The following is a 26,133-nucleotide window of genomic DNA, read 5'->3' on the forward strand; positions in this document are numbered from 1 at the left end:
GAAGTCGCGGATCAGAACTCACTCGTCGTCGCCCTCCGACGACTCCTCGGCAGCATCCTCTGCCGCTTCCTCGTCGTCCTCGGAGCCAGGCGTCTCGAGGTCGGCCTCGTCGACCTGCGGGACCTGGATCGACACCACGAGGAACTCGGGATCGGTAACGAGCTCGGCGTCTCCAAGGTCGAGGTCCCCGGCGTAGATCGCATCGCCTTCGACCTTGCCCTCAACGTTGACGACGATGTGTTCGGGAAGGCTGAGTGCATCGGCGAGGAGGGTGATCTCCTGAATGTCAACCACGGCCACGGCGGGCGACTGGGGCTCGCCTTCGACGGTCACGGGGATGTCAACCTCAACCTTCTCGCCGCGCTTCACGATGAGGAGGTCGATGTGGAGAATGTCGCGCGAGAGCGGGTGGCGCTGAATGTCCTTGATGATCGCGAGCTCGTTTTCAGCGTTCGGGATCTCAAGCTCGAGAAGAGCGTTCGAGTGACGCGCGGCAAGAGCCGTCGCGTGATACGGAAGCGCGAGGTGAACCGGCTCGGTGCCGTGGCCGTACAGGACCGCGGGGATCTTGCTTTCGGCGCGCATGCGGCGCGCAAAGCCCTTGCCGAAGTCGGAACGGATGTCGACCTTGATGTTCTCGGCCATGTGAAACTCCTTGGGTGTGAAGCGGGGCGAGACGGCGCGCCCCGAGCACGTGGGAGCACGAGCCCAAGGATTCAACCGCGTCGATAACGGAGTAGGCCGAAGCCTCTCCCTCGCCGAAGTACCGTCCAATCATACGGCACGGCCGCGCAGTCACTCGACAAAGTGCGACGTGAAGCGAGGCACGTCACGCCGAGCAGACTGCGCGACCGGTGACAGACGAGGAGATTAGGCGTCGCCGTCGAACAGCGAGGTCACAGAGCCGTCATCGAAGACGGCACGGATCGCACGTGCGAGAAGCGGCGCGATCGAGAGGATCGTGAGCTTCTCGAAATTCTTTTCCTCGGGGATGGGCAGCGTGTTGGTCGCGATGACCTCGCGCACCGCCGAATTCTTGAGGCGCTCAACGGCCGGATCCGAGAAGATCGGGTGCGTCGTGGCTACCACCACGGAGCTCGCGCCGTTCTTCGTGAGGGCTTCGACGGCCTGGACGATCGTTCCTGCGGTATCGATCATGTCGTCGACGAGGATGCAGGTCTTTCCTTGCACGTCGCCGATGATGCGCTTCGCAACGGCCTGGTTGGGGCGATGCGGGTCGCGCGATTTGTGCACGAAGGCAAGGTTCACGCCGCCAAGGCGCTTCGCCCACTTCTCGGCTACGCCGATGCGGCCGGCGTCTGGCGAGACAACGCACAGATCCTCGTCGCCATAGGTAGACTCGACGTACTTCGCGAGGATGGGCATGGCCATGAGGTGATCGACAGGACCGTCGAAGTAGCCCTGAACCTGCGGCGCATGCAGGTCAACCGAGATGAGGCGGTCGATTCCGGCGGTCTTATACAGATCGGCAACCAGGCGGGCCGAAATCGGCTCGCGGCCACGGTGCTTTTTATCCTGGCGGGCGTACGGGTAGCTCGGGGCGATCGCCGTGATGCGCTTCGCGGACGCGCGCTTGAGGGCGTCCACCATGATGAGGTGCTCCATGAGCCAGTTATTGATGGGAGCCGGGTGCGACTGGAGAACGAAGACGTCCGCCCCGCGCACACTCTCGCCGTAGCGCACGTAGATCTCGCCGTTGGCGAAATCCCACGCGTCCGTCGGGAGAAGGTCAACACCGAGTTCCTTGGCGACTTCCTCGGCGAGCACGGGGTGGGCGCGCCCCGAAACGAGAACGAGGTGCTTTTCTCCGCTGGTGATGATGCCGCTCATCGTTTTACTTCTCCTCGGTGGTTGCGGTTCGAGAGTCGTGGTCAAGCGCTTTTTCGGCGGCTTCGGCCGCGGCGGTGCCCGTGCGCTTGGTGAGCGTCCACCCCTCGGTAATGCGAGGCTTCGTAGCATTGACGGCAAGGGCGCCGGGCGGGACGTCTTTAAGGACGATCGTTCCAGCTCCCGTTGCCGCACCGTCGCCGATTGTCACAGGCGCGACGAGGACGCTGTCGCTTCCAACGCGCACGTGTTTGCCGACGACACTCCTGTGCTTGTTCACCCCATCGTAGTTCGCAAAGATCGTTGCCGCACCAATGTTCGTCCCCTCGCCGATCTCGGCGTCACCCACGTAGGAAAGGTGGGGAACCTTTGCGCCATCGCCGATCTCCGCATTCTTGGTTTCGCAGAAGCCACCGATCTTGCCGCGGGCGCCGAGAACGGTCCCCGGCCGCAGGTAGGTGAAGGGCCCCACGGTCGCCCCTTCCCCGATGACCGCGCCGAAGCCGTGAGTGCGCACAACCTCGGCTCGGTCGTGAATGGTGACGTCGGTCAGGGTCGTGTCCGGCCCGACGGTTACGTCGCCGCCAATGACACAGTGCCCGTGCAACTGCACGCCGGGGAGGATTGTCGTGTCCTGCCCAATCTCGACTTCGGGGTCGATGAACGTCGAGGAGGGATCGATGATGCTCACGCCGGCGCGCATGTGGCGCACGAGGGTCCGACGGTTCATTTCGGCACCGAGCTCGCTGAGTTGGACCCGATCGTTGGCGCCTTCCACCTGGATTGCGTCATCAATGACGTACGCGGTGACTTTTTGCCCCTCGGCACGGGCGATGCCGGGAACGTCGGTGAGGTACATCTCGCCTTGGGCGTTATCGGTGCCGACTTTCGTGAGGGCTTCGCGCAAGAATGCGAGGTCGAATGCGCAGATTCCCGAGTTGATTTCGGTGATCGAACGCTGCTCGTCGTTCGCGTCCTTATGCTCGACGATCGCTTCGACCTGGGAGCCGTCGGCGCTGCGCACGATGCGGCCGTATCCGGTCGGGTCGTCGAGGCGAGCGGTGAGGATCGACACGCACGATTCGGACTCCTCGTGGGCCTGAACGAAGGCGCGGAGCGTTTCTGACTGGAGCAGGGGCACGTCGCCGTAGGTCACGAGTACGGTTCCGACGGTCGCCTCAACCTTGTCGAGACCGCATTGAACAGCGCGTCCAGTGCCGGGGATGTCATCCTGATCGGCGGTGACGACCTCGGGAGCGTTCTGCGCGAGGTGAGAGAGAACCTGTTCACGTTCGTGGCGGACGACCGCGACGATCTCGCCGGCGCCCGTTCCGCGCGCCGCGTTGATCGCGTGCATGAGCATCGAGGTGCCACAGACAGGGTGGAGAACCTTGGGAAGAGCGGATTTCATGCGAGTGCCTGCGCCGGCTGCGAGGACGACGACAGCTGCGGGCGAATAATGTGCCACGGAAAGGTGCTCCTTGTGTCCGGTGCGATGAATCCGGTGCTGGATCGTTCCGCGACCAGGACTCGAACCTGGAATACCAGAACCAAAAACTGGGGTGTTGCCGATTACACCATCGCGGATGGGCCCAAGGGCGCCGGGGACAAGCCTAGCCCCTCAAGCCGCGAGAGCGAAAACGGTACGCGCCTAGGCGTGCGAAAATGTTGCACATGTCTGATTCACGCCCCCCTCGCGCTCGCTCTCCCCGGATGACGGGCCGTCAGCGACGCGAGCAGCTTGTCGTCGTCGGCCGCTCACTTTTTGCGCAGAAGGGCTACAACGCGACGAGTGTCGAGGAAGTTGCAGCCAAGGCAGGAGTGTCAAAGCCGATCGTCTATGAGCATTTTGGAGGCAAGGAGGGTCTTTATGCCGTGATCGTCGATCGCGAAACGGATCACCTCCTGCGCGTCCTTGAAGATGCGCTCCACGATGTTCACCAGCACCCCCGCGTACTCGTGGAGAAGGCTGCGCTCGCGTTCTTGACCTATATCGAGGAAAACGAGGACGGTTTCCAAATTCTCGTGCGCGACTCCCCGGCTTCGCAAACGTCGGGCACGTATTCGGCGCTTCTCGTGGACGTCGCGAGCCAGGTCGAAGATCTTCTCGTGAGGCACATGCGTGCACAGAAGTACACGTCGCTGCACGCGGCGATGTACGCGCAGATGCTCGTCGGAATCGTTTCCTACACCGGTCAGTGGTGGCTTGAGACGAGTCGCCCTTCGAAAGAGGTTGTCGCGAGCCACATTGTGAACCTCGCGTGGAACGGGCTTCGCGGCCTCGAATCTGAACCGAGGCTTCTCACGACCGACCAGCACTCGAAGAAGAAATAAACCCACAGATAACGCCGTTTGTCTGTGACCTAGATACTCTATACTCGGGCCGTCGGCTCTAACAGAGGAGATTTCGTGGGTTTCATCCAGGCTTTCAAGGACGCGCTGGGCGGTACTTTTGCCGATCAGTGGAAGGACTTTCTGACCGTCCCCTCCAACCTCCCGCCCACCGCGGCCCTTTTCCCCGCGGTTCCGCGAGGAACCAACGCGGGGCGCGGCTCGAACACTCGCGGCAGCGAAAACATCATTAGCAACGGTTCGCGGATTGTCGTGCCGGCAGGCTACGCTCTCGTCACGCTCCAGGACGGCCGCGTCACCGGCCTCATTACCGAGGCGGGCGGCTACGAGTGGCATTCGGGAGACCCGAATTCCCGCACCGTGTTCGCGAACAACGGCATTCTTGCGTCAACGCTCGAGACGTCGTGGGAGCGTTTCAAGTTTGGCGGCCAACCAGGCTCGCAGCAGCTCGCGTTCTTTGTGAGCCTCAAGGAGCTCCCGAACAACCGCTTCGGCACTCAATCCGAAATCTACTGGGACGATCAGTACATGAACGCCCAGGTGGGAGCCGTCGCACGCGGCACTTACACGATCCGCATCGTGGATCCGCTCCTGTTCATCCACAACTGGGTTCCCGCCGTATATATCTCGGCGAATGCGCCAATCTTCGACTTCACCGATACCGAAAACGACGCGGCGAACCAGCTCTTCCAGGAAGTCGTCTCCTCGCTCGCACCGGCGTTCTCGCGCTACACGAATGACCCGGATAAGAACAACCGCATCACAAAAATCCAGTCGGATTCGTTCGGGCTCGCGGCCTCCCTCTCGAGCGTGGTCGAAGAAAACTACCGCTGGACGACCGATCGCGGCCTCGTCATCGAAAAAGTCGCGATCGCGTCGATCGAGTACGACGAGAACACGCGAAAGCTCCTCAAGGATGTTCAGGCTGCCGATGCGCTTTCGGGCAACCGCAACCAGAGCTTCGTCAACCAGGCTGTCGCGCGCGGCGTGCAGTCCGCCGGTGAGAACGGAGGCGGCACGGGCCTCGCGATGATGGGCATGGGAGCCGGTGCCGTTGGAGGCCTCGTGCAGCCTGCGCAAGCGTCGGGTCCGTTCGCCGGCCAGGGCCAGAGCCCGCAGGGCCAGCAGAGCCAGCAGGCGCAGTCCAACCAAGGCGGCGCCGAGCCGAACCCCGCGGAGAAACTCGCCCAGTTCAAGCAAATGCTCGACCAGGGTCTCATCACCGAGGCTGACTACGAGGCGGCAAAGAAGAAGGCGCTCGGCCTTTGACCTACGCACCCGGCCCGCAACCGGCCCCCATGCCTTCCGAAGGCCCGGGGGCCGGTTCGATGCGCCCCACGCCCGAGGGAGCGCCGAACGTGAGTGGCCCCGACATGAGTGATGCGAATGTCGTCAGGGGCCGGACCGCGTCGCAAGACGTTGTTGATGCGCTCGTTGACCCCACCCCCGAGCACGTCGTCAACACGGCAAGTGGGAAGGCTGACGGCTTCGATAAATGCCCCAGGTGCGGCTCGACCGACATCGGCTACTCGCTCCAGCACCAGGCGCTCGTGTGCCGGTATTGCCGTTTCGAATTCAACGAAAAGGTCGTGGAAACGGCCTTCGGTCTCGACTCCCCCATCGAACAGCTACGGGGCGTTGTTCGCGGCTCGGGTACGCATGACATCGCCGTCGACACCACTGTCGTTACCCTCAAGTGCCAGGGCTGCGGTGCCGAGGTCGTTATCAAAGCGAACGAATCGCTCCAGGCGCGCTGCCACTGGTGCCGCCAGGTGCTATCGATTAACCAGCAGATCCCGAATGGCGCCGTTCCCGATGCCGTGTTGCCCTTCGCCCTCACGCATGAACAAGGTGTCGAAAAGGTACGCGAATTCGCAGGGGATCGTCGATTCTTCGCCACGAGCCAGTTCAAGGCAAACTTCACGCCCGAGAACGTCGTAGGCGTGTATGTGCCGTACATGACAGTCGACGGCAACCTCACCGCAACCATCGAGGGGCGAGGCGAGGTCACGCTCCGCCGCTACACGCGCCACATCGGCAACGACCAGGACGAACGAGTCTCGGATATTCGCGAATACACGCTCGGGCGCAAGTTCGATTTCACGGTCGACGACCTCATTGCGGAAACGAACAGTTCGCGCGCGAACATGAACACGAGCATCAACACCAACAATGTGCTCAACGCGATCCTCCCGTTCGATACGAAAAACGCCGTCGCCTACAACTCGAACTACCTTGCGGGCTTCACCTCGGAGCGCCGCGACCTCGATATCGACGACATCGACGACACGGTCGAAAGCAACTTCCTTTCGATCGCTCGCTCACGTGCAGACCTCATGATCCGCGACTACGACCGCGGCGTTCGCTGGGAAAGCGAAGGGCTCGAGATCCACGGCACGCGCTGGGTTGCGCTCTACCTTCCGATCTGGCTGTACAGCTACCAGGACGATCGCACCGGCATGATCCACTACATCGCGGTGAACGGCCGAAACGGCCGCACGATGGGCTCGGTTCCGGTCGACAAGATCAAGCTGTTCGGCTGTGCCGCGCTCGCCGCGATCGCCACCTTCGCCATCACATTCCCCCTCGCGATTGGAGCGGTCGTCCTATGAGCCCCATTCTCACGGCCAGCGGTTCGATCCTCGTCGCCGGCCAGATCCTCGCGGAATCTAGCTCGAGTAGCGGCGACGATGTGAGCGTTGCGGTCATCGCCGCGCCCTTCGTTCTCGCGTTCATCGTCTTCACGTCGATCTACTCGTTCTTCTTCCTGCGCTACCGCAACACCGATAAGAAATATCGATTCGAAAGCGAGACCCGTATCGGCGTGTCGAATGTCCAGGCGTTCGATACTCCCGGCAGGCGTCGCAACGGCGTCAAGAGCACGGTCATGGCAGGGCGCAATAATGGCAATCCCCGTGAGCGGGTGCGCCGCATCTCCCCCTAGCGCCGCGTTTCAGCCTTCTTCGATCTGCTCGAGGATCTCGAGCCAGCGCTCCTCGATCTCGGCGATCTCCCTCTCGCGCTCGCGCACTTTTTGGCCGAGCGCGGTCAAGCCCTCGAAGTCCGTGGGGTCGTGCTCGGTGAGCTCCGCGTGGATGTTCTCGATCTGCGAGCGGAGCTTATCGATGCGTCGCTCAATCGCACTGGCTTCCTTCTCGGCGGCCCTGCGCTCCGCGCCGGAGAGGCCGCTGGCCGGGGCCGAGGCCGAGGTAGCGTCGGATTTTGCACTGCCTTCGCCCCCACCCGTGCGTTCGCGTTCTTCCTGTGCGCGCAGCTGTAGGTATTCGTCCACCCCGCCGGGAAGATGACGGAGAGTCCCTCCCATGACCGCATACTGCTGATCGCTCACGCGCTCAAGGAGGTAGCGATCGTGCGAGACGACAATGAGAGTTCCGGGCCACGAATCGAGCATGTCCTCGAGAGCCGTGAGCATGTCGGTATCGACGTCGTTCGTGGGTTCGTCCAGAATGAGAACATTCGGCTCGCTCAAGAGCACGAGGAGGAGCTGGAGGCGCCGACGCTGGCCACCCGAGAGATCCTCGACGCGCGTAGAAAGGTGATCCTTGGCAAAGCCGAGGCGCTCGAGCAATTTCGCGGGAGTGAAGTCTTTGCCGTCGATCGTGAAGGTCGTCTTCGTGCGCGCGAGCACGTCGCGCACGCGCTCGCCAGCGATGTCCTGAAGCTCGCGGAATTGCTGATCGAGGACGGCAATCTCAACGGTCTTGCCGCGCTTAACTCGGCCCTTCGTAGGCTCAAGGGTGCCCGCAATCAAACTGAGGAGCGTGGACTTACCGGCGCCGTTGGCGCCGAGGATGCCGGTACGCTCACCCGGAGCGATGCGCCACGTGACGTCAGAAAAGATCACGTGATCGCCGTAGCTCACGCCCACGTCAAGGAGGTCAACGACGTCCTTGCCGAGCCGGGCAGTCGCGAGGCGCTTGAGCTCCAATGGGTTCCGCACCTCAGGGACATCCGCGATCAGGGCGTTCGCCGCCTCGATACGGAAGCGGGGCTTCGACGTTCGCGCCGGAGCGCCACGGCGAAGCCAGGCAAGCTCCTTCCGGGCCAGGTTCTGGCGCTTTTGCTCGGTCGCCGCGGCAATACGGTCGCGTTCGACGCGCTGAAGAACATAGGCCGCATAGCCGCCCTCGAATGGCTCGACGATGCCGTCGTGCACCTCCCACGTCGACGTGCAGACCTCATCGAGGAACCAACGATCGTGGGTGATGACGATGAAAGCGCCCTGCCCGGCTCCCCAACGCCCTTTGATGTGGCGTGCAAGCCAGTGAATGCCCTCGAGATCGAGGTGGTTTGTGGGCTCGTCGAGACCGATCACGTCCCAATCTCCCACGAGCAGCTTGGCAAGCGCCACGCGGCGGCGCTGGCCACCGGAAAGCGCACCAATGCTGCGCTCGAACGGGATGTCGCTCAGCAGCCCCGCGATAATGTCGCGGATCTTTGGGTCTGAGGCCCACTCGTGCTCGGGGGCATCCCCGACGATTTCCTGCCCGACAGTCGAGGTCTCGTCCAAGTTGTCGGACTGCGACAAAAGCCCCATGCGCACGCCGTTCCTCGGCGTCACGCGCCCGCTGTACGGTTCGAGTTCGCCAAACAGGAGTCGAATGAGAGAACTCTTGCCATCGCCATTACGCCCCACGATCCCAATGCGATCGCCCTCGAAAATGCCGAGGGTGACAGAATCGAGCACGACTCGATTCGGGTACTGAAGATGCAGCTGTTCGGCGCCGACAAGAAGAAGACTCACGCCACGAGCCTACGTCTCTGCCGCCCGACAGACGAAACGGCGGGGCCGCTGATGTGATGCTCTAGCCCTCTTCGGCGCGCGCGCTATTGGCGATGGCGATGAACTCCTCGATCGCAAGTGTTTCACCGCGGCGCTGAGGATCGATGCCGGCGCGCTCGAGGATCGCCCCGGCGCGCTCGCCGCTTCCTGCCCACGGCTTGAGCGCGGCCCGCAGGGTTTTGCGACGCTGGAGAAAAGCGTGGTCGATGACGTCGAATACCACTTCGCGCGGGGCCTCCCCCTCGGCCTGCACGCGGTCGCGGCGCACTCGCACGAGTGCGCTGTCGACGTTTGGCTCAGGCCAGAACACGCGCCTGGAGATACGGCCTGCAAGTTCGCTACTGCCGTACCACGCAGCCTTCGCGCTCGGCGCGCCATAGATTTTTGAGCCGGGCTTTGCGGCGATCCGCTCGGCGACTTCGAGCTGGACCATGACGAGCGCCTCGGTGATGACCTCGAAGCGCTCAAGGATGGTCAGGAGGATCGGGGTCGCAACGTTGTAGGGAAGGTTCGCGACGAGCCGTGTGGGAGCGCTGGGTGCACCGTCCGGAACCGGAAGCACGGTGAGTGCGAGCGCATCCGCATGTACGAGCGCGAGGCGCGAGCTCTCCAGCTGCTTCGCCGCGACGGTAGACGGCAGGAGCGCGGCAAGGGCCTCATCGAGCTCGACTGCCCCGACAAATGCACCCGCATCGAGAAGACCGAGCGTGAGTGAACCGAGCCCCGGCCCGACCTCAAGCACGACGTCGTCGCGCTTCACGCCCGCGCGTTCGACAATCGCGCGCACGGTGTTGGCATCAAGCAAGAAGTTTTGCCCACGCTTCTTCGTGGGTGTGATCCCACGCTCTTCGGCAAGCGCACGAATATCGCGCGGGGTCAGAAGACGCGTACCGCTATCGAGCGCGCGCGAAGTGCCGCTCACCCCTCTGCCCCCGCGAATCCGTAGACCTCTCGCTCGGTCGCGAGGACTCCCGCACATGCCTCCTCGAGGCTCAGGCCCTTCGCCTCAGCGATCACGCGCATCGTGTGCGGAATGAGGTAGCTCGAGTTGGGGCGGCCGCGGAAAGGCTCAGGCGTGAGGAACGGGGCATCCGTTTCCACCATGATGCGGTTGAGAGGCGTAATGGCAAGCGCCTCGCGAAGATAGGCGGCGTTTTTGAAGGTCGAGGTACCAGAGAAGGACAGGTACGCGCCACGATCGAGGGCCTCGCGCGCAAACTGCGCGTCTCCGCTAAAGCAATGAAAAACCGTGCGCTCCGGGGTGCCCTCGGTATCGAGAACGTCGAGAACGTCGCGATGCGCGTCACGATCGTGGATTTGCATGGGAAGGCCCTTTTCTTTCGCGAGCGCGATATGCATGCGAAAGCTTTGGATCTGCGCATCACGCCGTTCGGGCTTCTTGCGGGAGGTGCGGAACCAGTCGAGCCCGGTCTCGCCAATCGTCACCATGCCGGGAGTGTCGAGAAGTTCGGAAATCTCCGCTATTGCCTCGTCAAGAGAGCAAAGTTCCTCGCCGTTGCGTCCCTTGCCGGTTACGACATGATTGACCGCATCATTCGGGTGGATCGACACACCCCCTCGCAAGCGCTCTGCGACGAACGCTCGGTGCTCGGAGGGAATATGCTCGCCGCGCAAAACGTCGGCCGTCCACCGTGCTGAGACGAGGTCGCAGCCAATCGTGATGATGCCGCGTACCCCGGCACGCTCTGCCCACGCGACATGTTCTTCGATGCCGTGTGACCCCTCACCGTCGGAAAAGTCGAGGTGTGCGTGGTTATCAATCACGGGGCCGGGGAGAGGCTCGGGGGCCTCCGGCCACGTCAAATCGCGAGTGTGGCCGCTTTCGGCGGTTGCGGAACGAGAGTTCACTGCGTTGCTCATGGGGCCATCCTAGTGCGGGGCAAGCGTCGGACCCCGCGTCCGTGAAGCCCAACACACGCGAAGCCTCCGCGCGCGCGGAAAAGCCAAAAATATGCTTAGATTGATTCCTGTTGTGCGCGAGCACTCCCCTTTGGCGATCCCGTAGGACCCAGCCGGGGAATCTAGCCCGTGCGCCACCCAGATTTTTCACGCAGTTCGAGCAAGGAGCGCATCATGGCAGTGCCTAAGTTTAAGATGTCCCGGGCCCGCACCCGTTCGCGCCGCGCGAACTGGAAGGCCGAGACCACCGATCTCGTCAAGGTTACCGTTCGCGGTCGTACCGCGTCGGTTCCGCGCCGCCTCGCAAAGGCGTACCAGCGCGGCCTCATCGAGATCGACGGCTGATTTCAGCACTTCGCGAAAGGGCGCCCCACCTCACGGTGGGGCGCCCTTTCAGCTATAAGAGGGTTATGCCCTGTTCTTGTGCGCGAGAGCTGCGTCATAGAGCTCTCGAGCAGATACCCGCTCGTGTTCCCGCGCAACGGCCTTCGCGGCGTCCTTGAGCCGCTCCCCCGCCTCGGCGCGCGCGAGCACAAGTGCCGCCAGATCAGCCGGGTCCTCCTCGCGAGGCGGGGCCGGCGCCACCACGATCGCGATCTCGCCAAGCACCTCTGTTTCACGGGCCCACGCGGCGAGCTCGGCAAGGGGTCCCCGCATAATCTCTTCGTGGGTCTTCGTGAGCTCGCGTGCAACGCACGCCTCTCGTTCGGCTCCGAAAACGTCGACCATTGCCTCGAGGCATTCGCGCGTGCGTCGCGGAGATTCGAAGAAGATTAGTGTGCGTGCCTCGCGTGAAAGGCTCTCGAGCGCAGACAGACGCTTGCTCGACGTGCGCGGAAGGAAACCTTCAAAGGCAAAGCGATCGGGAGCAATCCCCGAGTGCACAAGCGCGGTGAGAGGCGCGGAAGGACCCGGGAACACGTCGACGGCGATGCCTTCGCGGGTAGCGGATTCGACCGCGCGAAAACCTGGATCGGAGACCACCGGCATCCCCGCATCGGTGACGAGCAAAACCTTTTGCCCGCTTCTCGCCGCCTCAAGAAGGGTCTCGGTGCGCTCGACTTCGTTGTGTTCGTGATACGCGAGTGTGCGCGCCGTTAGCCTGATGCCGAGTTCGCTCGCCAGCCGCTTTACGCGGCGCGTATCCTCGGCAGCGATCAGATCAGCTTCTCGCAACGCACCGACGAGTCTGAACGACGCATCGAGGGGATTTCCGATGGGGGTTGCGGCAAGGGCGATAGTTCCCGGTGTGAGCACGGTTTTGTTCTCGGTTTCCACCGTGCGATCCTACCGCGCGGCCCTTTAGGATGGGCTCGTGAGTGATACACGTGCGAGTGGAAGCGGCGGGTCTTCGGTGGCTCCCAGGACGGGCAAGCGAGCGGCGCGCCCATCAACCGGGAAGGTCCGCGGGCCATTCGGACTTACCGAGCGCACTACGACGTGGATCCTCGCGCTCGTCCTCGTCGTATGGTCTGGGGCCCTGCGCCTCTATAAGCTCGGCCACGTCAAGACCCTCATCTTTGACGAGATCTACTATGTGCGCGATGCCTATACGCTCCTTCGCGAGGGCAACGAGCGTGCGTGGGCGAAGGAAGTCTCGAAGGCTGCGTTCGAGCGCGGCGACATCGACTCCTACCTGCCCGATCCCCAGTACGTGGTGCACCCGCCCGTCGGCAAATGGGTGATCGCGCTCGGAGAGTGGGCCCTCGGCGCGGACAACCCGTGGGGCTGGCGCATCTCCGTGGCACTCGTGGGAACGCTGGGCGTCCTCATGCTGTTTTTGACGGTCCGACGCCTGCTCGGCAACACTGCGCTCGCGTTTCTCGCGGCCTACCTGCTCTCCATTGACGGAGTCCACCTCACTCACTCCCGGACGAGTTTGCTCGACCTGATTCTTGGGTTCTTCTGCCTCCTCGCGTTTTACTTTCTCCTGCGGGATCGCGATCAATTTCGCGTTGCGCTCGGGAGGATCGAGGGGGCTGCGGAGGGCTTCGGGCACGTCACAGGGGTGCGCTGGTGGCGTATCGCCGCGGGAATTTCGCTCGGCCTCGCATGCGGCGTGAAGTGGTCGGGGCTCTATTTCGTCGCGGTGTTCGGCATCATGACGGTGCTGTGGGACTGGGCGGCGCGTCGACGCTTCGGCGACCCTCGCTGGAAACTTCGAGGCTTCGCTCTCGACGCGATTCCGGCGTTCTTTGCGATCGTTGGCAGCGCACTCGTGACATACGTGCTCTCGTGGAGCGGCTGGTTTGCCTCGAAGGACGGGTACTTCCGCAATTGGGCGGCGGAGAACGGGCACGCGTCGAACCCGGTGACCGAGGCCCTTGCGTCACTGTGGCACTACCACCAGGAGGCTTACTCGTTCCACGTTGGGCTCGACTCTACGCACACGTATGCCGCCAAACCTTGGCTCTGGCTCCTCCAACTCCGCCCGACGAGCTTCTACTACGAGTCCTACACGTACGGCGAGGCGGGCTGCGAGGTCGAAAAATGCTCGGCAGCCATTACGAATCTCGGCAACCCGTTCATTTGGTGGTTCGGGGCACTGGCGCTTCTCGTTACGCTCGTGGTCGCGATCGTACGGCGAAGCGGTACGGCCGGGGCGATCCTCTCGGGGATTATCGCAGGCTACCTCCCCTGGTTCCTGTACCTCGACCGCACGATCTTCCAGTTCTATTCGGTCGTGTTCGAGCCGTGGCTCATCATGGCGATCGTTTTCGTGTTCGCTCTCATGCTCGGGACGCGCACGGCTTCGCGTACGAGGCGCCGCATCGCAATCTTCGCGATCGCCTCACTCGTGGTGACGATGACGCTCGCCTCGGCGTTCTGGTGGCCACTGTGGACGGCCCAGGTCATTCCTTACGACCTGTGGCGCGCCCACATGTGGTTTGATTCCTGGATCTAGCCCTGGCTCTTTAGGCTGCCGCTTCGACCTGGAGCCACTCGCTCTTCTTCTCGAGGAAGCTCTGTGCCGCGCTCTTCGCGCCCTCGAGGCTATGGTGGGCGCCCCACCCGCACTGAATCTCGTTCGCCGCGGGAACAGCTTGTGCCTCTAGCAGGTCGTTCAGCGTGGCCTCGACGAGTGGTGCCACCTTTTCGGGCGTGTGGTCGCCGCGCATGAGCAAGTAGAAGCCGGTGCGGCACCCCATGGGCGAAATATCGAGGATGTCGTCGCTGTGGTTGCGAGAGAACTCCGCCATCATGTGCTCGAGCGAATGGACAGTCTCAGTTTCGAGGGCGTCAACGTTCGGCTGGGTGAAACGAATATCAAACTTCGTGAGCGTGACGCCGCCGAGATCTTTGCGATCTGCGACGCGGATGTACGGTGCCGCGACGGTACGGTGGTCAAGATTAAAGCTTTCAACGTTCATACGCTCGTTCATCGCGTCTTCCTTTCGGAGGTCGAAGTCGTACGTGCCATCCTATCGACGAGAACTACGGGCGGTGCGCCCCCGTACCACGCCCTGAAACTCCTGGCGCACGTCATCGTCGGCACTTTTTGGCCACGCGAGCACGATACGGGTTCCCTCACGCTCGGCGAGAGGCCTGTGGGTGACGTCCTTGCGGGCATGCAACCGAGCAAGGGACATGGGCATGATGGCATAGCCATTACCTGCGGCGACGGTCGCGACCGCACCTTTTGGCCCCCCGCATTCTTCGAGGCTGAACTGATACTCACCCTCAAGGTCGCTCTCGGTGAGTTCCTCGCTGAGGCTCAGCGGATTGTCTTTCGCGATCACCGCGACGGGCCGTTCTTCCCAGAGCGGTACTGCATGAATGTCCTCGCGCTTGAGCACGGGCCCTGCCGAGCGCGGGGCGCTGTTCCACGGCAGCCGTGCGAAGACCATGTCGATAGCCCCGCATGCGAGCGCTTCCTCGGGGGCGCGGTCATCGAGCGGGACCAGCTGCAATTCTGGTCGCTTGGGATCGCTGTGCCAGCGCCGCGCGAAGACGTCGGGCTCGACCCCGGGAATAAACCCCACGCGAAGCGCGCCGCCCGCAGCACGCGGCGCGCTTTCAGCGAGCTTCACTTGATGATCGCAACCGTAAAGGGATACGTGTATGCCTCGCCGTTGTTCGCCTTCAACGCGGCAATAATCGGTATCACGATCGTCGCTACCAGAATCGCCAGGCCAATGATCGCAGCGATCAGGATGAAGACGAGCGGGACGAGAAGGAACGAGAGGAAGGTCCCCAGAAAGACGAAGAACCACGCGATGAGGCTGTAAACGAAAAGGTTGATCGCGAAGTTCAGCGCACCCGCGGAAGCGTTGCGGACGAAGGGGCTCTTGTCACGATAGATCAGGTAGATCACGAGCGGCCCGACCCACCCGAGCCAGCCGGCCGAGACCAGGGTCGCAACGAGCGTGCTGAGGTGAGCGAGGATGGCCCAGGTGCGCTCATCGCTTGTCACGCCACCGGGGCCGGCAGGGCCGCTAAAGCCGGGTGCACCGGTGCCCTGGCTGCCGGACGTGGGATTGCTAAAGCCGTATGGATTCGATGGTTGGTCACTCATGGTGGGCTCCTTCATTACGTAGGGATCGTTCACATCGAGAAGCGTGGACGCGCTCAAGCAGGGAATCGAGCTCCTCGTAGCGCTTCGCACTCGTACAGGCGACATACGCCGGGCATTCCTGAGGTGGGATCGCCTCCGCTCCGTCGACGTCACCCGGGCTGCACGTCCACGTGCGAATACTCCCGCCAGCTTTCTCAATGATATGGAAGCCAGCAGCGATATCCCACGGATTAATGCTCGTGAGGGTCGTGGCATCCGCCCACCCCGCGGCCACGAAGCACAGTTCGAGCGCCGCCGAGCCAAGGTTTCGCACTGCCCCCGCGCTTTCGAGCAAGGCGAGCCTCTCGCGTTCGGCGAACGATCGATCCTCGCAAAGATCGCGAAGTCCCGGGAATCCCGTGAGAACAAGTGCATCCGCGAGTGCTCGTTCGGGATTGGGGCCAAGTCGCTTTGTTCCCAGGTACGCGGCAGTGTCATCGGCCCAAAACTCCATGCCGAGGGCAGGTGCATTCACAACACCGCCCACGAGCACATCCTCGACCGCCACGCCAATCGAGATGGCGTACAGCGGATTGCCGGTCGCAAAGTTCGAGGTGCCGTCAATAGGGTCAACGTAAAACGTGACGGCACTCGTGCCCTCGCGGGTTCCGCCCTCTTCACCCACGATTCGGGCATCCGGGCAGTTCGCGAGGAGTACCTCGCGAATGCGGTCCTCGCACGCGCGATCGTGAGCGGTCACAATATCGTGAGCATTCGCCTTGTATTCGCGCTCCACGGGACCTCCGCCAACCTCAGCGAGGTAGCTCGCGGCTGCCGCGGCAGCCTCACGCGCAAATGCAATAAGCCCCGCGAGCTCAGTTACATTCCTTGCAGTGGCGAAAGAATTCGTGATCACGCCTCCATTCCATCACGAAGACAATCGTCAACCTGGAAGCGGGCATCAATGACCAGGCCCTACCAACGATCTCAGCGTCGACGCTCAACCTTGACGAGCCCCGTTTGTTCAATCGTTGCGACACGCCCCTCCGCGACTGTGCCGCGCGCGCTGCTCAACATACTCAGCTCGACGGGGACATCTTCGAAATACGCCACGGGGCAAGGGCCGATTCGAGAAATACCGCGAATGCGTCCTGCTCCGGTACCGTCGGCGTGGTCTCCCACACGTAAGCGCAGCGCGCGAGGGTCGATCAAGGCACGCCCGGGGCCCAGCCCACACTCCCCCATCGTTGCAAGCGGAACTCCGCCGCTCGTTACGAAAACTCCGCGCTCTCGCATCTCGCCGTCAACCCATTTGAGTCCCGCGAGTTCCGCGAGAAACTCGGATCTCGGAAATGAAAGGGCATCGTCGGCACTGCACTCTTCGGTTACGTGGCCATCCTCGAGCACACACACTCGATCCGCCCACGCGAGAAGATCAAGAACATCATGGGTCACGCACACAAGAGTCCGCGTTTGCGTGAGGTCAGCCACGAGACCTCTCATTTCCCTTGCGGCGCGAACGTCGAGAGCCGCGAGCGGCTCATCCAGGAGCAGCACACGTGGTTCAACCGCAAGAGCCCGCGCGAGCGCACATTTTTGCGCTTGACCTCCCGAAAGCGTGCGAGGTCGCCGATCCTCAAACCCCTCAAGACCCACCTTCACCGCAAGTTCACCGGCTACTTCGCGGGCCTCGCGCCGTTTCATCCCTGCACTCACAAGACCGTAAGCGATATTGTCAAGAACGCTCATGTGATTGAAGAGATGCGCTGTTTGAGAGAGATAGGCAAAACCTCTCTTGTGAAGCGGTGTTCGGCTGAAATCCTCACCATCAATCGCTAAGCGAATTTCTCCATCGCGCGGAGCGGCAAGATGCCCAGCGAGCGCCTCAAGCATCGTGGACTTTCCCGCCCCATTCGGACCCACGAGAGCAACGTGCTCACCGGCATCGATACGGATGCAAGCATCAACAGCGCGGCCGGGAATACGAACCGCGAGATCTAGACTCATCGAGCATCCGCCTCACGTTGAAGCGGTCCACGGGCATAGGCAATTGAAACGACCACGAGTGAAAAAATGACGAGGATTATCGAAAGGCCCACGGCATCGGCAATGTCTCCCTCACGGGCAAGATAGATCTGCAGCGGGAGCGTGCGCGTCAAGCCGGCGAGCGACCCCGCAAACGTTAGCGTCGCCCCAAATTCACCGAGGGAGCGCGCGAGGGCCAAAGTCGCAGCGATAAGAATCGACGGTGCGAAGCGCGGAACGGTAACGGTACGAAACACGCGCATCGGCCGAGCACCTAGGCTCGCCGCTGCACGCTCCTCAGCAAACCCACTAGCGCGAAACGCACTTTCGAGGGTGAGTACTACAAACGGGAGCGAAACAAACACCTGCGCTATGACGACGGCGCTCGTCGTGAAGACAACTCGGATGCCGGCACTCTCTAAAAGCGGAGCGAGAAGACTCTGGCGCCCGTAAGCGAGCAAAAGGGCAATTCCTGATACCACGGGAGGCAGAACAAGAGGCACGAGCACAAGTGCACGCAAGAGCACTGTGAGCGGACCGGAAGAACGAGCAAGCTTGAGCGCAAGCGCGAGCCCAAAAGTTGTCGATATGAGGCACGCGAGCGTCGCCGTCACAAGCGAGAGGACTGCCGCCGAGCGATTTTCGGGACCTGCAGCGAGATCGGCAAGGCTGCCCCAAGGCGTCCCCAGGGCAAGCGCCACGATCGGAAAAACAATGCTCAGACCCGCCATCACGGCAAGAAGCCCAACGAGCATCGGGGTTCTCGCACTCTCACGACGCACCGGGCTCACTCTCCCTTTTGGAAACCAGCTTCCGCTAGTGCCTTTTGGCCATCGTCACCAAGGACGTAGTCCACAAATTTCTGCGCAGCCTCGCTTCGCTTCGCTTTTTGGGCTTCAACCGTCACAGCGATGGGGTATTCATTTGCGAGCGATTCGGCCTCGGGGATTTCAAGTCCGTCTACTTTTTCAGGCGCGGACGCAACATCTGTCTCGTACACAAACGCAACATCGGCTTCGCCAGCCTTCACGAGTCCCAGAGTGTCGGTCACCGAATTCTGCTCGGTATCAAAATCGATCTTGGGGTCCCCAGCAGCCATGAGCACCTTATCCGTGAGGGCACCACACGGCACCTCACTCGCACACCTCACGACCACGAGCTCGGGCCGAGATGCAAGGTCATCGAGCCCTGTAACCTTCTTCGGGTTACCCTCCGCGACAGCGATTTCGAGGGAATTACGGGCAAAGATGCGAGGAGACGAGGACACTAGATTCTTTGACTCCGCCGTATCCATCCACTTCTTTGAAGCAGAGGCAAAAACATCTGCGGGAGCGCCACCATCCATTTGAGTAACCAGATCCTGCGATCCGGCAAACGTAAAGACAACATCGATATCCGGGTTCTTAGCCTCGAACTCCTTCTCGAAGCTCTCGAAGGTGTTCTTGAGCGAGGCAGCGGCAAAAACCGTGACCTTCGTGCGACCTGGTGAAGCGTCGGATGTCGCACCTTCGTTGGTACTTCCACAACCTGCGAGCGACGCCGCAGCGAGCATCGCTGCAGCTCCAGCACCTGCCATTCGTTTCATCGAATCCATCCTCCATGAAGGAAATCGAAAATAGGAGTAGGGAACAGGCTATCTGAGTCGAGCTCATTACTCTCGACTGCACAATCTTCTAAGGAGCGGTAGGCGAGGTACACAGCACTCACTTCACGGGTCGAAAGCCAGCATCAACGATCGTCATTTGCCCCTCGTGGCTGAGGACAAGGTCAACGTACTTCTGCGCGGCCTCGCTTCGAGTGCTTTCCTTCGCGTCCTTCGTCACCGCAATTTCATACGTGTTCGAATGAAGCTGCGCACCCGCGAGGTCAACTCCGTCAACCGTGTCTTCAGCGGAAGCGACGTCGCTTTCATAAACGATGGCGGCATCGGCCTCCCCCGCCTTCAGAAGCCCGAGAGCATCCCTGGAGGATTGCTCCTCTGTATCAAAACGGAGGTCGTCGAGAAAAGCGTTCCTCACGAGCCTATCCGTGGCCTCACCGCACGGAACCGCGCTCGCGCACCGCACAGCGACAAGTTCGGGGCGCGCCGCGAGATCCTCGAGGTCTTCGTTGTTCTTCGGATTCCCTTTCGCGACGGCGAGCTCAAGTGTGTCAAGCGCAAAAACCTCGGACGAATACTTCGGCACGAGCCCCTTGTCCTCCGCCTGGTTCATCCACGTGGTCGAAGCTGGCGCGAATACATCCGCTTGGGCACCTTCACTCATCTGCGTGACGAGATCCTTCGACTCGGCATAGGTGAAGACAACATCAATACCCGGGTTTGCCGCTTCAAAATCCTTTTCGAGGTTCCCGAAAGCGTCCTCAAGCGAGGGTGCCGCGAAAACCGTGAGTTTCGTGCGAGCTGGCGAAGCGTGTGAGCCCGTCCTTTCGTCACTGCCACCGCACCCTACGAGTGACACGACAACGAGCGTTGCTGCGGCCAGAGCGCTTGCCATGCGCTTCATCGCGTCATCCTCCAAGAAGGGAATCGAGATAGGGGGTGGAGAAAAGTCTATCGGGGTCCAGTTCGTTCCTCACGGAAACGAAGTGTTCAAAGTTCGGGTACAGCTCGCGCAGTTCAGTCTCCCGAAGCCAATGCATTTTTCCCCAGTGCGGGCGCCCCTCGAACTCGACGAGCGTATCGTGCACGAGATGCAGGTAGTCGTCGCTCGCAGCGTGCAAGGGGTTATGGGCCGCGATGTACACGGTATCGCGGCCATGAGCCGTCGAAAGCCACACATCGTCGGCGGCGGCGCGGCGAACCTCGAGCGGGAAAATGAGCGAGCGCGTTTTCCCTTCGAGTGCCCGCGTCAGCGCTTCAAAGGCCTCCTCGAAGCGGCTCGCTGGAACCGCTAACTCGCACTCGCGAAACCGGGTGCGGCGAGAGGCCACATAGAGCTGGTGAGGAAGACCGACAGCTTCCGCAGCGGGCATGAGAGACGAGACCGCGCGTGAGAGCGGACCTTTTGTCGAAGGCACAGCCTGAACGAGGCGGTTGGCAAGAGCGAACGCACCGTTGCCCACAATTTCACTGTCAAGGTACGTGCGTACGCGGCCCATTCCTCGATTCGCCGACTGGGCAGGAACGTGATTCAGTTCGCGCACAATTGCGCGCTCTCCCCCGGGAACGAAGAAAAACTCCTGATGGTCTTGCACCATGCTCGTCTCGAGGAACGTTGCCACGGTCTCGTCAAGCGGCGCCGAATACTCGCGGCGATGGAGCTTGTACAGCGGGATGGTGCGGAGCTTGACCTCGACGATGATGCCGAGCGCGCCGAGGCCGAGTCGAGCGGCCTCAAAGAGCTTCACATTGTGTTCGCGATCTGCCCACACGCAATCGCCATTGGCGAGCATGATCTTGAGGCCCGTCACGAGCCCTGAGACCCCCGTAAAGCGCCCACCCGTCCCGTGGGTACCAGTGCTGATCGCGCCTGCAATCGACTGGCGGTCGACATCCCCCATCACCTCGAGCGCACGGTCGTGCCGGGCGAGCATGGGCCCAATCTCCCACAGCCGCGTACCGGCGCGGAGCGTCACCTCCCCGGTGTCGCTGTCGAGGTGCACGAGACCGCGATAGTGATCAAGGGTGAGCAGAGCTCCCTCAGGCTTCGCGATTGCAGAAAACGAGTGCCCTGCCCCTATCGCTCGAATGCCGATTCCGTGGGCGGTTGCGCGCGCGATGTGGTGCACGATCTCCCGCTCACTACGCGGATGCACAACCTGAGTAGGCGCAAACTCAACGTTCTTCGACCAGTTCGCGCGAATCTCGCGCGCCGAGCCCAAAGCGACCTTTGCCATGCCCCAGCCTTCCCCTCACGATCAGAAGCCTAAATATACGCGCGTCCGCTTCCACGATAAGTGGGGACGATATCCACGACGCTATCCTCGCTCACGACGGCATAGGTGTCGACATGCTCCGCAACTTCGCCGGCCTTCGCATGCCGCACCCAGACGGTGTCTCCCACCTGCAAACGCTCGGCCGCACGCCCCCGCAGCGGGGTCTGGACCTCGCCCGCGCCTTCGAGCCCTACATAGCCAAGTGAGCGAGGATGGACGACGCGTGGCAATCTATCGATTCCGGGAGGACCGCTCGCGACCCAGCCGCCACCAAGGATCGTCGCGACGTTACGCGCCGGGCGCCGCACGACCGGGAACCCGACGACAAGCGCCGGTTCGGGGCGAAACCCTACGAAGTGATCGAAGCTGGCCGGCCCGATCAGGCCCGAGCCCGCAGCAACCTCCGTCACGCTTGGATCGGCACATGTCGACTCGATACTTCCGGTGCCTCCACCATTCACGAATTCGAGATCGCTCACCTCACGTACACGCTTGACGGCCTCGCCTCGCCGCGCCGCCACCTCTCGCGCGCTAAGCGCCTGCATTCCGCGCGTGAGCAGCCGCATCGGGGAGATCCCCCGGTTGGGTGTTCCCGCGATTTGCGACTCGTACCCCATCACCCCGACGAGCGTGATACCCGGATAGGAGGTGAGGGCGCGCGCACACTCGCCGATCTGCTCGGGCGTGAACAACGGTGAGCGTAGCGCCCCGAGATGGACCCCACGCAGCGGGGCGTAGGCACAATCGAGCTCGAGGCATACGCGCACGGGAGTAGAGGGCCCGCGTGCGGACCGGCGCGAAGCCTCGATCAGGTCGGCGTGGGCGAGCGAGTCAACCATGAGTGTGACCGCTGCAAGAGCGTGCTCGCTCGCAACGAGACGCTCGAGCGCCTCGCGATCCGCGGTGGGATAGGCGACAAGAACGTCGCTGAATCCCTGGTCGACGAGATCGAGGGCCTCTGCAAGACTAAAGGCGAGGAGCCCGCCTGCGAACGCGCGTTCGGCCCGCTCAATCAAGAAAGGCACACGCAAAGACTTGGTTGCGACGCGAATGGGGGTGGATCCTGCGCGTTTTGCAAGCGCCCTGGTGTTGGCGTCGAAACGCTCGAGGTCCAGGACAGCCACTGGGCGCCGAGCTATGCGGGCTGCCGCCAGGGCACGCTCATAACGGGCGATGTCGCTCATGCTCGGTCGCGCCGAATCCCCTCCCACGATCCTCGGGCCCGCAAGCCTTAGGCGCGGCGGCGGCGCATGACGTCGTCGACGGTGAGCCCAGATCCGATTACCTGGGCGTGAGAGGCGTGGTAGGCACCCTGTTCGGCCTCGGCTTCACGCTCTTCGACATCGGCGGCCTCGAGGGCGCTTCCGGTCGAAAGCGCGCCGTAGCGGAAGCTCACGCGCGAAGCGAAGCGTTCATCGGCGAGAGCCTTGCCTGCCCCGGCTTCACGGGCCTCGAGCACCTGACGCAAGAAGGCTTCGTGGCGCTCGGCCGGGCTCATCTCGCTCGGGCGCGCGGTCTCAACGGCCGACGTTTGCGCGATGTCGTCGTGGCCGGCGTCGGGGGTGGCGCACTTTTCGCCCTCGGCGTCGCTCTCCTCAAAGGATGCTTCTTCGGTCTCGTTAGCCTCGGCCCGAGCGTGATTCGAGCGCAGTGAGCGCGTGGTGCGCAACGCGACGAGGTACAGGCCGAGCGCGGCCACCGCCCCTAGCGGAAGCCAAATGCTGGTGAGCGAAAGCGACGTCGTGACGATGCTGACGAGAGTTGCGGCGACGAGGAGAACGAGAAGCGCGGTGAGCGCGGTATTGAGGGCCGAACGCGGCGCTCGGTCGTGCACGAGATCCGTGCGTTCCTCTACACCAAAACGCGGGCGGGATGTTGGATCCGCGGGGCGGAGAAGGCTGCGGTTCTCGGGCATTTCGGTCACCTCATGTGAAAAAGAAGAGTAGGTGCGGCAGGCGTCGGTGACGTCCCTGGCGCTCTCGGAGTGGCGCTGCTGAGCGACTTTTTCCGCCTCCCCCAGGGTGTACCGACGGTCAGCGGTTTTGGGGACGGCATACAGGAGCCACACGCCTACGAGGAGGGCGATCAGCACCGCACCGAGATTAAAGCTGTCCACCCCTCGATCGTAAGGACTCCTCCCGCCCCCACCTCGCACATTCGCCCGCGTGTCGCGCCCGTAGGGCGCACCTCACCGCACGGGTGGGACCCGATCGAGCAAAAGGCCCCTGGCGGGGATCTCCTCGCTGGTGATCGCAAATACGCGATGATCACGCCACGCCCCCGCGACGTAGATACTGCGCTCGCGAATGCCCTCTTCCCGCAACCCCAGTTTGTCGACGACTCGGAGGGAAGCAGAGTTCGCGGGTCGCACAAGGACTTCGACGCGGTGAAGCCCCTCCCCAATGAGGACTTCTTCGAGCGCGAGAGCGAGGGCACGCGGCGCAATCCCGCGCCCCGCCCACTCGGGACTCACCCAATACCCCGCGTGTGCGGTCGATATTGACCCGAACACGATCGGCGAAAATCCGATGTGCCCCACGAAGGTTCGCTCGTGAAAAACCCCAAGCGATGACCACGGAATCTCGCGGCCCTGACGCCTCAGAGCGGTGAACTGTGCCCCGTAGGAAGGATAGGGCTCGCCATCGCCCCCATCGCCCCACGAAGGATCGCGCGCTTCCCACCGCTCGAGCCATTGAGCGCTGCGCTCACGCGCGCGCACGTACGCTTTGCGATCACGGCGGACGAAAGGCCGGAGCGTGAGCGGGGCATCACGGAGTCTCATGAAGCGAAGCCTAGCGCCCAAGAGCTTGTTCGGCCGTACCGGCGGATCGCCGCGCAGCTAAAACGACGGTCCTCGTGACACGATGGGCCCATGAACGAATCCCTTATGCCCGCAACGAAGCGCGAGCTCCGCCGTGAGATCCTCCGCGCTCGCCGCGAAACCTACGTAGCCGCGGTAGCCCGAGAGAGCTCCGCACGCATCCGAGCGCAACTAGAGGAGCACATTGACCCGTGGATCAGCGCCCGCGGCCGCTGCCTCGTCATCGCCGGCTACAGCCCCGTGCCAGCCGAAGCGAGCGCCCTCGCCTGGCTTCGCCGCAAAGCGCGCGAGGGCCACACGGTCATCCTGCCCACGTTCGAGGGAGAGCTCCTGGGCTGGCGCGCGTGGGACGGGGAGGAATCGCTCGTCCCCTCCGACGGCGCGAAGTTTGGTTCTGAGCCGACGGGCACGTCCTTCGGAACCGCGGGCCTGGCCGACGCCGACCTCATCATTACGCCCGCGGTCGCGGTTGACCGATCCGGCACACGCCTCGGACACGGCAAGGGCTACTATGACCGGGCCCTCGCGTATGCCCGTCCAGAAACCCGCGTACTCACCTTGATCCACGAAACCGAGCTTCTTGATGCCGGCTCGCTGCCCCGCGAAGAACACGATGTTCCGATCCCCGAGGTTCTCACCGAGGCCGGACTCGAGATCCTTAGCCCTCCTGTCTAGCGCCGCCCTCACAGCGGTACGCGCTCCACATCGCCCTGCCTTCCCCACCTCGGCTCTAGGCGCCCCACGCGCCGAGATCCGGCTTTAGCGTGGGGCACATGGGAGAACATTCATCGCTCGAGCGGGCTCGGCGCGCGCTCGCCACCGCGGCCCCACACGTGAGGCGCGCAATACGGAAGAACAGGGCGCTGCTGGCCCTCGTCGCCATCGCCGGATTCGTGAGTCTCAGCGCCCCGCCACTCGCTGCGCACGTGCTTCCGGGGACCCCGGTCGTTGTCGCTGCCCACGCGATCGCCGCTGGTGAGACTCTCGACGACAGCGACCTCACGACGGTGATGGTGAGGCCCGATCTCATCCCCGCCGGTGCGTCACGGCAGCCACACGAGCTCGTAGGCGAAAGCACGGCAGGCGCCATCAACCAAGGCGACCTGGTTCTTCGCGAGAATCTACGCGAGGCCGCTCCCTCACTCGACCCCGAGCACGCTCTCGTGTCGATCCCGATCGCGCCAGGAAGTGTCATTGAGGGGGCCGAGGCGGGAACTCAGCTGAGGCTCGTGTGCGAACGCCTCTCGTCGTCGATAGATGCAGACCGTCCCGCTACTCTCAGCGAGGTCCGCGCCGTTTTGCGCGAATCTCATGGCTCCGCGGATAGCTCTGGGACGATGTTCGCGGCCTCCGGCTCCCCCACGGCCACGGTCGAAATCGATCGTGCGCACATTTCAACTATTGCGCATTGCACATCCGCTACTCCCCCGTTTGTCGCCGTTGTCCGCTAGTTTGTCTTTCGAAGACTTAAGCCGGCTATCGCCGGATCTGCTCCGAATACCCTTATCGAAAGGAACGGCCGTGAACGGATTCAAGGAATTCATCATGAAGGGCAACGTTCTCGACCTCGCGGTCGGCGTTGTCATCGGCGGTGCATTCACCGCCCTCATCAAGGCTTTCGTCGATCACCTCATTCAGCCCGTCGTCGCCGTTTTCGGTGGCGCAAACGTTGATGGCTTCGCCTACCGCATCATCGCGGACAACAAGGCGACCACCCTCGACTTTGGCGCAATTATCTCCGCGGTCATCTCCTTCCTCATCACCGCGGCAGTCGTGTACTTCGTCTTCGTGCTGCCCGTCAACAAGGCGCGTGAACTCGACAAGAAGCGCCGCGGCATCACGGAGGAGGTCACGGAACTCACCGACATCGACCTTCTCACCGACATCCGCGACCTTCTCAAGGCGCAGAACACCAAGTAAGCCTTAACTCGCATGTGCGAGTTGATCTCACGCCCCGGCGGCGCAGGCGAAACCGTGAGGTTCGCCTGCGCC

28 protein-coding genes and 1 tRNA gene are annotated in these 26,133 nt (G+C 62.7%); 9 read left to right on the forward strand and 20 right to left on the reverse strand.

Features of this window, described 5'->3' with window-relative positions; translation table 11 throughout:
• Window positions 1-18: 18 nt before the first annotated feature.
• The 4 genes from HMPREF3176_RS00060 to HMPREF3176_RS00075 form a co-directional block, all read right to left on the reverse strand.
• Window positions 19-645, reverse strand: coding sequence for a 50S ribosomal protein L25/general stress protein Ctc (locus HMPREF3176_RS00060; protein WP_070435358.1), 627 nt, complete (start codon window positions 643-645; stop codon window positions 19-21).
• Window positions 646-870: 225 nt separating this feature from the next.
• Entirely contained in the window at window positions 871-1,851 is a 981-nt protein-coding gene (locus HMPREF3176_RS00065; protein WP_070457253.1) for a ribose-phosphate diphosphokinase, read from the reverse strand.
• 4 nt (window positions 1,852-1,855) lie between these two features.
• Window positions 1,856-3,316 carry a bifunctional UDP-N-acetylglucosamine diphosphorylase/glucosamine-1-phosphate N-acetyltransferase GlmU gene (gene glmU, locus HMPREF3176_RS00070; RefSeq protein ID WP_083286134.1) on the reverse strand — a complete coding sequence of 487 codons (1,461 nt, stop codon included), beginning with the start codon at window positions 3,314-3,316 and terminating at the stop codon, window positions 1,856-1,858.
• A 47-nt stretch (window positions 3,317-3,363) separates the two neighbouring features.
• Window positions 3,364-3,435: transfer RNA gene (locus tag HMPREF3176_RS00075), tRNA-Gln, on the reverse strand.
• A gap of 87 nt (window positions 3,436-3,522) precedes the next feature.
• Between HMPREF3176_RS00075 and HMPREF3176_RS00080 the strand changes: the two genes are divergently transcribed.
• The 4 genes from HMPREF3176_RS00080 to HMPREF3176_RS00095 all read left to right on the forward strand — a co-directional run bounded on the left by HMPREF3176_RS00080 (window position 3,523) and on the right by HMPREF3176_RS00095 (window position 7,144).
• Window positions 3,523-4,182 carry a TetR/AcrR family transcriptional regulator gene (locus HMPREF3176_RS00080; RefSeq protein ID WP_083286138.1) on the forward strand — a complete coding sequence of 220 codons (660 nt, stop codon included), beginning with the start codon at window positions 3,523-3,525 and terminating at the stop codon, window positions 4,180-4,182.
• A gap of 75 nt (window positions 4,183-4,257) precedes the next feature.
• The gene (locus HMPREF3176_RS00085) at window positions 4,258-5,469 is read left to right on the forward strand and encodes an SPFH domain-containing protein (protein ID WP_070457256.1); all 1,212 of its coding nucleotides are present in this window, start codon (window positions 4,258-4,260) and stop codon (window positions 5,467-5,469) included.
• On the forward strand, window positions 5,466-6,812 hold the full coding sequence (locus tag HMPREF3176_RS00090; protein ID WP_034372830.1) for a hypothetical protein: 1,347 nt from the start codon (window positions 5,466-5,468) through the stop codon (window positions 6,810-6,812). Before HMPREF3176_RS00085 ends, HMPREF3176_RS00090 begins: the two co-directional genes overlap by 4 nt.
• Window positions 6,809-7,144, forward strand: coding sequence for a hypothetical protein (locus HMPREF3176_RS00095; RefSeq protein ID WP_070457258.1), 336 nt, complete (start codon window positions 6,809-6,811; stop codon window positions 7,142-7,144). The genes HMPREF3176_RS00090 and HMPREF3176_RS00095 overlap by 4 nt, the downstream gene beginning before the upstream one ends.
• Window positions 7,145-7,153: 9 nt before the next feature.
• Here HMPREF3176_RS00095 and HMPREF3176_RS00100 read toward each other — a convergent pair whose 3' ends face one another.
• The 3 genes from HMPREF3176_RS00100 to HMPREF3176_RS00110 all read right to left on the reverse strand — a co-directional run bounded on the left by HMPREF3176_RS00100 (window position 7,154) and on the right by HMPREF3176_RS00110 (window position 10,885).
• Window positions 7,154-8,965, reverse strand: coding sequence for an ABC-F family ATP-binding cassette domain-containing protein (locus HMPREF3176_RS00100; RefSeq protein ID WP_070457260.1), 1,812 nt, complete (start codon window positions 8,963-8,965; stop codon window positions 7,154-7,156).
• Window positions 8,966-9,026: 61 nt separating this feature from the next.
• A complete protein-coding gene (gene rsmA, locus HMPREF3176_RS00105) occupies window positions 9,027-9,926 on the reverse strand; it encodes a 16S rRNA (adenine(1518)-N(6)/adenine(1519)-N(6))-dimethyltransferase RsmA (protein ID WP_070457262.1) in 900 nt (299 codons plus the stop codon).
• Window positions 9,923-10,885, reverse strand: a complete 963-nt coding sequence (locus HMPREF3176_RS00110; protein WP_016664360.1) for a TatD family hydrolase — start codon at window positions 10,883-10,885, stop codon at window positions 9,923-9,925. The genes rsmA and HMPREF3176_RS00110 overlap by 4 nt, the downstream gene beginning before the upstream one ends.
• A gap of 213 nt (window positions 10,886-11,098) precedes the next feature.
• On the opposite strand from HMPREF3176_RS00110, the gene rpmF reads away from it, so the two are divergent.
• Window positions 11,099-11,269: a 50S ribosomal protein L32 gene (gene rpmF / locus HMPREF3176_RS00115; RefSeq protein ID WP_016664359.1), complete on the forward strand. Its 171-nt coding sequence runs from the start codon at window positions 11,099-11,101 to the stop codon at window positions 11,267-11,269.
• A gap of 63 nt (window positions 11,270-11,332) precedes the next feature.
• On the opposite strand, the gene rsmI is transcribed toward rpmF, so the two are convergent.
• The gene (gene rsmI, locus HMPREF3176_RS00120; RefSeq protein ID WP_083286135.1) at window positions 11,333-12,202 is read right to left on the reverse strand and encodes a 16S rRNA (cytidine(1402)-2'-O)-methyltransferase; all 870 of its coding nucleotides are present in this window, start codon (window positions 12,200-12,202) and stop codon (window positions 11,333-11,335) included.
• A gap of 37 nt (window positions 12,203-12,239) precedes the next feature.
• On the opposite strand from rsmI, the gene HMPREF3176_RS00125 reads away from it, so the two are divergent.
• Window positions 12,240-13,829, forward strand: coding sequence for a dolichyl-phosphate-mannose--protein mannosyltransferase (locus HMPREF3176_RS00125; RefSeq protein WP_070457264.1), 1,590 nt, complete (start codon window positions 12,240-12,242; stop codon window positions 13,827-13,829).
• A 10-nt stretch (window positions 13,830-13,839) separates the two neighbouring features.
• Here the strand turns inward: HMPREF3176_RS00125 and HMPREF3176_RS00130 are convergent, their stop codons facing one another.
• From HMPREF3176_RS00130 to HMPREF3176_RS00185, 12 genes are all read right to left on the reverse strand, one after another.
• The gene (locus HMPREF3176_RS00130; RefSeq protein WP_070435351.1) at window positions 13,840-14,307 is read right to left on the reverse strand and encodes an S-ribosylhomocysteine lyase; all 468 of its coding nucleotides are present in this window, start codon (window positions 14,305-14,307) and stop codon (window positions 13,840-13,842) included.
• Window positions 14,308-14,346: 39 nt separating this feature from the next.
• On the reverse strand, window positions 14,347-14,955 hold the full coding sequence (locus HMPREF3176_RS00135) for a LysR family transcriptional regulator substrate-binding protein (protein ID WP_070457266.1): 609 nt from the start codon (window positions 14,953-14,955) through the stop codon (window positions 14,347-14,349).
• Window positions 14,952-15,440 (reverse strand): DUF4870 domain-containing protein, encoded by a 489-nt coding sequence (locus HMPREF3176_RS00140; protein WP_070457268.1) that lies wholly within the window; start codon window positions 15,438-15,440, stop codon window positions 14,952-14,954. Before HMPREF3176_RS00140 ends, HMPREF3176_RS00135 begins: the two co-directional genes overlap by 4 nt.
• Entirely contained in the window at window positions 15,433-16,335 is a 903-nt protein-coding gene (locus HMPREF3176_RS00145; protein ID WP_070457270.1) for an inositol monophosphatase family protein, read from the reverse strand. Before HMPREF3176_RS00145 ends, HMPREF3176_RS00140 begins: the two co-directional genes overlap by 8 nt.
• Before the next feature lie 71 nt (window positions 16,336-16,406).
• The gene (locus HMPREF3176_RS00150) at window positions 16,407-17,426 is read right to left on the reverse strand and encodes a sulfate/molybdate ABC transporter ATP-binding protein (protein ID WP_070457272.1); all 1,020 of its coding nucleotides are present in this window, start codon (window positions 17,424-17,426) and stop codon (window positions 16,407-16,409) included.
• On the reverse strand, window positions 17,423-18,199 hold the full coding sequence (gene modB / locus HMPREF3176_RS00155) for a molybdate ABC transporter permease subunit (RefSeq protein ID WP_016664351.1): 777 nt from the start codon (window positions 18,197-18,199) through the stop codon (window positions 17,423-17,425). The genes HMPREF3176_RS00150 and modB overlap by 4 nt, the downstream gene beginning before the upstream one ends.
• Before the next feature lie 32 nt (window positions 18,200-18,231).
• A complete protein-coding gene (gene modA, locus HMPREF3176_RS00160; RefSeq protein ID WP_052127014.1) occupies window positions 18,232-19,029 on the reverse strand; it encodes a molybdate ABC transporter substrate-binding protein in 798 nt (265 codons plus the stop codon).
• 118 nt (window positions 19,030-19,147) lie between these two features.
• A complete protein-coding gene (gene modA, locus HMPREF3176_RS00165; protein WP_070457274.1) occupies window positions 19,148-19,948 on the reverse strand; it encodes a molybdate ABC transporter substrate-binding protein in 801 nt (266 codons plus the stop codon).
• A 4-nt stretch (window positions 19,949-19,952) separates the two neighbouring features.
• A complete protein-coding gene (locus HMPREF3176_RS00170) occupies window positions 19,953-21,281 on the reverse strand; it encodes a D-arabinono-1,4-lactone oxidase (protein WP_070457276.1) in 1,329 nt (442 codons plus the stop codon).
• Between the two features lie 29 nt (window positions 21,282-21,310).
• Window positions 21,311-22,504 carry an alanine racemase gene (locus HMPREF3176_RS00175; protein ID WP_070457278.1) on the reverse strand — a complete coding sequence of 398 codons (1,194 nt, stop codon included), beginning with the start codon at window positions 22,502-22,504 and terminating at the stop codon, window positions 21,311-21,313.
• Window positions 22,505-22,551: 47 nt separating this feature from the next.
• Window positions 22,552-23,436: a hypothetical protein gene (locus HMPREF3176_RS00180; protein ID WP_052126869.1), complete on the reverse strand. Its 885-nt coding sequence runs from the start codon at window positions 23,434-23,436 to the stop codon at window positions 22,552-22,554.
• Window positions 23,437-23,508: 72 nt separating this feature from the next.
• Window positions 23,509-24,102, reverse strand: a complete 594-nt coding sequence (locus tag HMPREF3176_RS00185; RefSeq protein WP_070435345.1) for a GNAT family N-acetyltransferase — start codon at window positions 24,100-24,102, stop codon at window positions 23,509-23,511.
• Window positions 24,103-24,192: 90 nt separating this feature from the next.
• On the opposite strand from HMPREF3176_RS00185, the gene HMPREF3176_RS00190 reads away from it, so the two are divergent.
• The 3 genes from HMPREF3176_RS00190 to mscL all read left to right on the forward strand — a co-directional run bounded on the left by HMPREF3176_RS00190 (window position 24,193) and on the right by mscL (window position 26,061).
• Window positions 24,193-24,816 carry a 5-formyltetrahydrofolate cyclo-ligase gene (locus HMPREF3176_RS00190; RefSeq protein WP_081976464.1) on the forward strand — a complete coding sequence of 208 codons (624 nt, stop codon included), beginning with the start codon at window positions 24,193-24,195 and terminating at the stop codon, window positions 24,814-24,816.
• Window positions 24,817-24,914: 98 nt separating this feature from the next.
• Window positions 24,915-25,592 (forward strand): SAF domain-containing protein, encoded by a 678-nt coding sequence (locus HMPREF3176_RS00195; protein ID WP_016664343.1) that lies wholly within the window; start codon window positions 24,915-24,917, stop codon window positions 25,590-25,592.
• A gap of 70 nt (window positions 25,593-25,662) precedes the next feature.
• On the forward strand, window positions 25,663-26,061 hold the full coding sequence (gene mscL, locus HMPREF3176_RS00200; protein WP_016664342.1) for a large conductance mechanosensitive channel protein MscL: 399 nt from the start codon (window positions 25,663-25,665) through the stop codon (window positions 26,059-26,061).
• Window positions 26,062-26,133 lie beyond the last annotated feature (72 nt).

Origin of the sequence: Dermabacter sp. HMSC08H10, assembly GCF_001807585.1 — a bacterium.
Taxonomy (GTDB): Bacteria; Actinomycetota; Actinomycetes; order Actinomycetales; family Dermabacteraceae; genus Dermabacter; species Dermabacter hominis.

What these genes read in the sequence shown, in the direction of transcription:
- HMPREF3176_RS00060 (WP_070435358.1), bottom strand. Translation starts at nt 645, where the DNA reads ATGGCCGAGAACATCAAGGTCGACATCCGTTCCGACTTCGGCAAGGGC.
- HMPREF3176_RS00065 (WP_070457253.1), bottom strand. Translation starts at nt 1,851, where the DNA reads ATGAGCGGCATCATCACCAGCGGAGAAAAGCACCTCGTTCTCGTTTCG.
- HMPREF3176_RS00080 (WP_083286138.1), top strand. Translation starts at nt 3,523, where the DNA reads ATGTCTGATTCACGCCCCCCTCGCGCTCGCTCTCCCCGGATGACGGGC.
- HMPREF3176_RS00095 (WP_070457258.1), top strand. Translation starts at nt 6,809, where the DNA reads ATGAGCCCCATTCTCACGGCCAGCGGTTCGATCCTCGTCGCCGGCCAG.
- HMPREF3176_RS00110 (WP_016664360.1), bottom strand. Translation starts at nt 10,885, where the DNA reads ATGAGCAACGCAGTGAACTCTCGTTCCGCAACCGCCGAAAGCGGCCAC.
- rpmF (WP_016664359.1), top strand. Translation starts at nt 11,099, where the DNA reads ATGGCAGTGCCTAAGTTTAAGATGTCCCGGGCCCGCACCCGTTCGCGC.
- HMPREF3176_RS00130 (WP_070435351.1), bottom strand. Translation starts at nt 14,307, where the DNA reads ATGAACGAGCGTATGAACGTTGAAAGCTTTAATCTTGACCACCGTACC.
- HMPREF3176_RS00140 (WP_070457268.1), bottom strand. Translation starts at nt 15,440, where the DNA reads ATGAGTGACCAACCATCGAATCCATACGGCTTTAGCAATCCCACGTCC.
- HMPREF3176_RS00150 (WP_070457272.1), bottom strand. Translation starts at nt 17,426, where the DNA reads ATGAGTCTAGATCTCGCGGTTCGTATTCCCGGCCGCGCTGTTGATGCT.
- modB (WP_016664351.1), bottom strand. Translation starts at nt 18,199, where the DNA reads ATGCTCGTTGGGCTTCTTGCCGTGATGGCGGGTCTGAGCATTGTTTTT.
- modA (WP_052127014.1), bottom strand. Translation starts at nt 19,029, where the DNA reads ATGAAACGAATGGCAGGTGCTGGAGCTGCAGCGATGCTCGCTGCGGCG.
- modA (WP_070457274.1), bottom strand. Translation starts at nt 19,948, where the DNA reads ATGAAGCGCATGGCAAGCGCTCTGGCCGCAGCAACGCTCGTTGTCGTG.
- HMPREF3176_RS00170 (WP_070457276.1), bottom strand. Translation starts at nt 21,281, where the DNA reads ATGGCAAAGGTCGCTTTGGGCTCGGCGCGCGAGATTCGCGCGAACTGG.
- HMPREF3176_RS00175 (WP_070457278.1), bottom strand. Translation starts at nt 22,504, where the DNA reads ATGAGCGACATCGCCCGTTATGAGCGTGCCCTGGCGGCAGCCCGCATA.
- HMPREF3176_RS00185 (WP_070435345.1), bottom strand. Translation starts at nt 24,102, where the DNA reads ATGAGACTCCGTGATGCCCCGCTCACGCTCCGGCCTTTCGTCCGCCGT.
- HMPREF3176_RS00190 (WP_081976464.1), top strand. Translation starts at nt 24,193, where the DNA reads ATGAACGAATCCCTTATGCCCGCAACGAAGCGCGAGCTCCGCCGTGAG.
- HMPREF3176_RS00195 (WP_016664343.1), top strand. Translation starts at nt 24,915, where the DNA reads ATGGGAGAACATTCATCGCTCGAGCGGGCTCGGCGCGCGCTCGCCACC.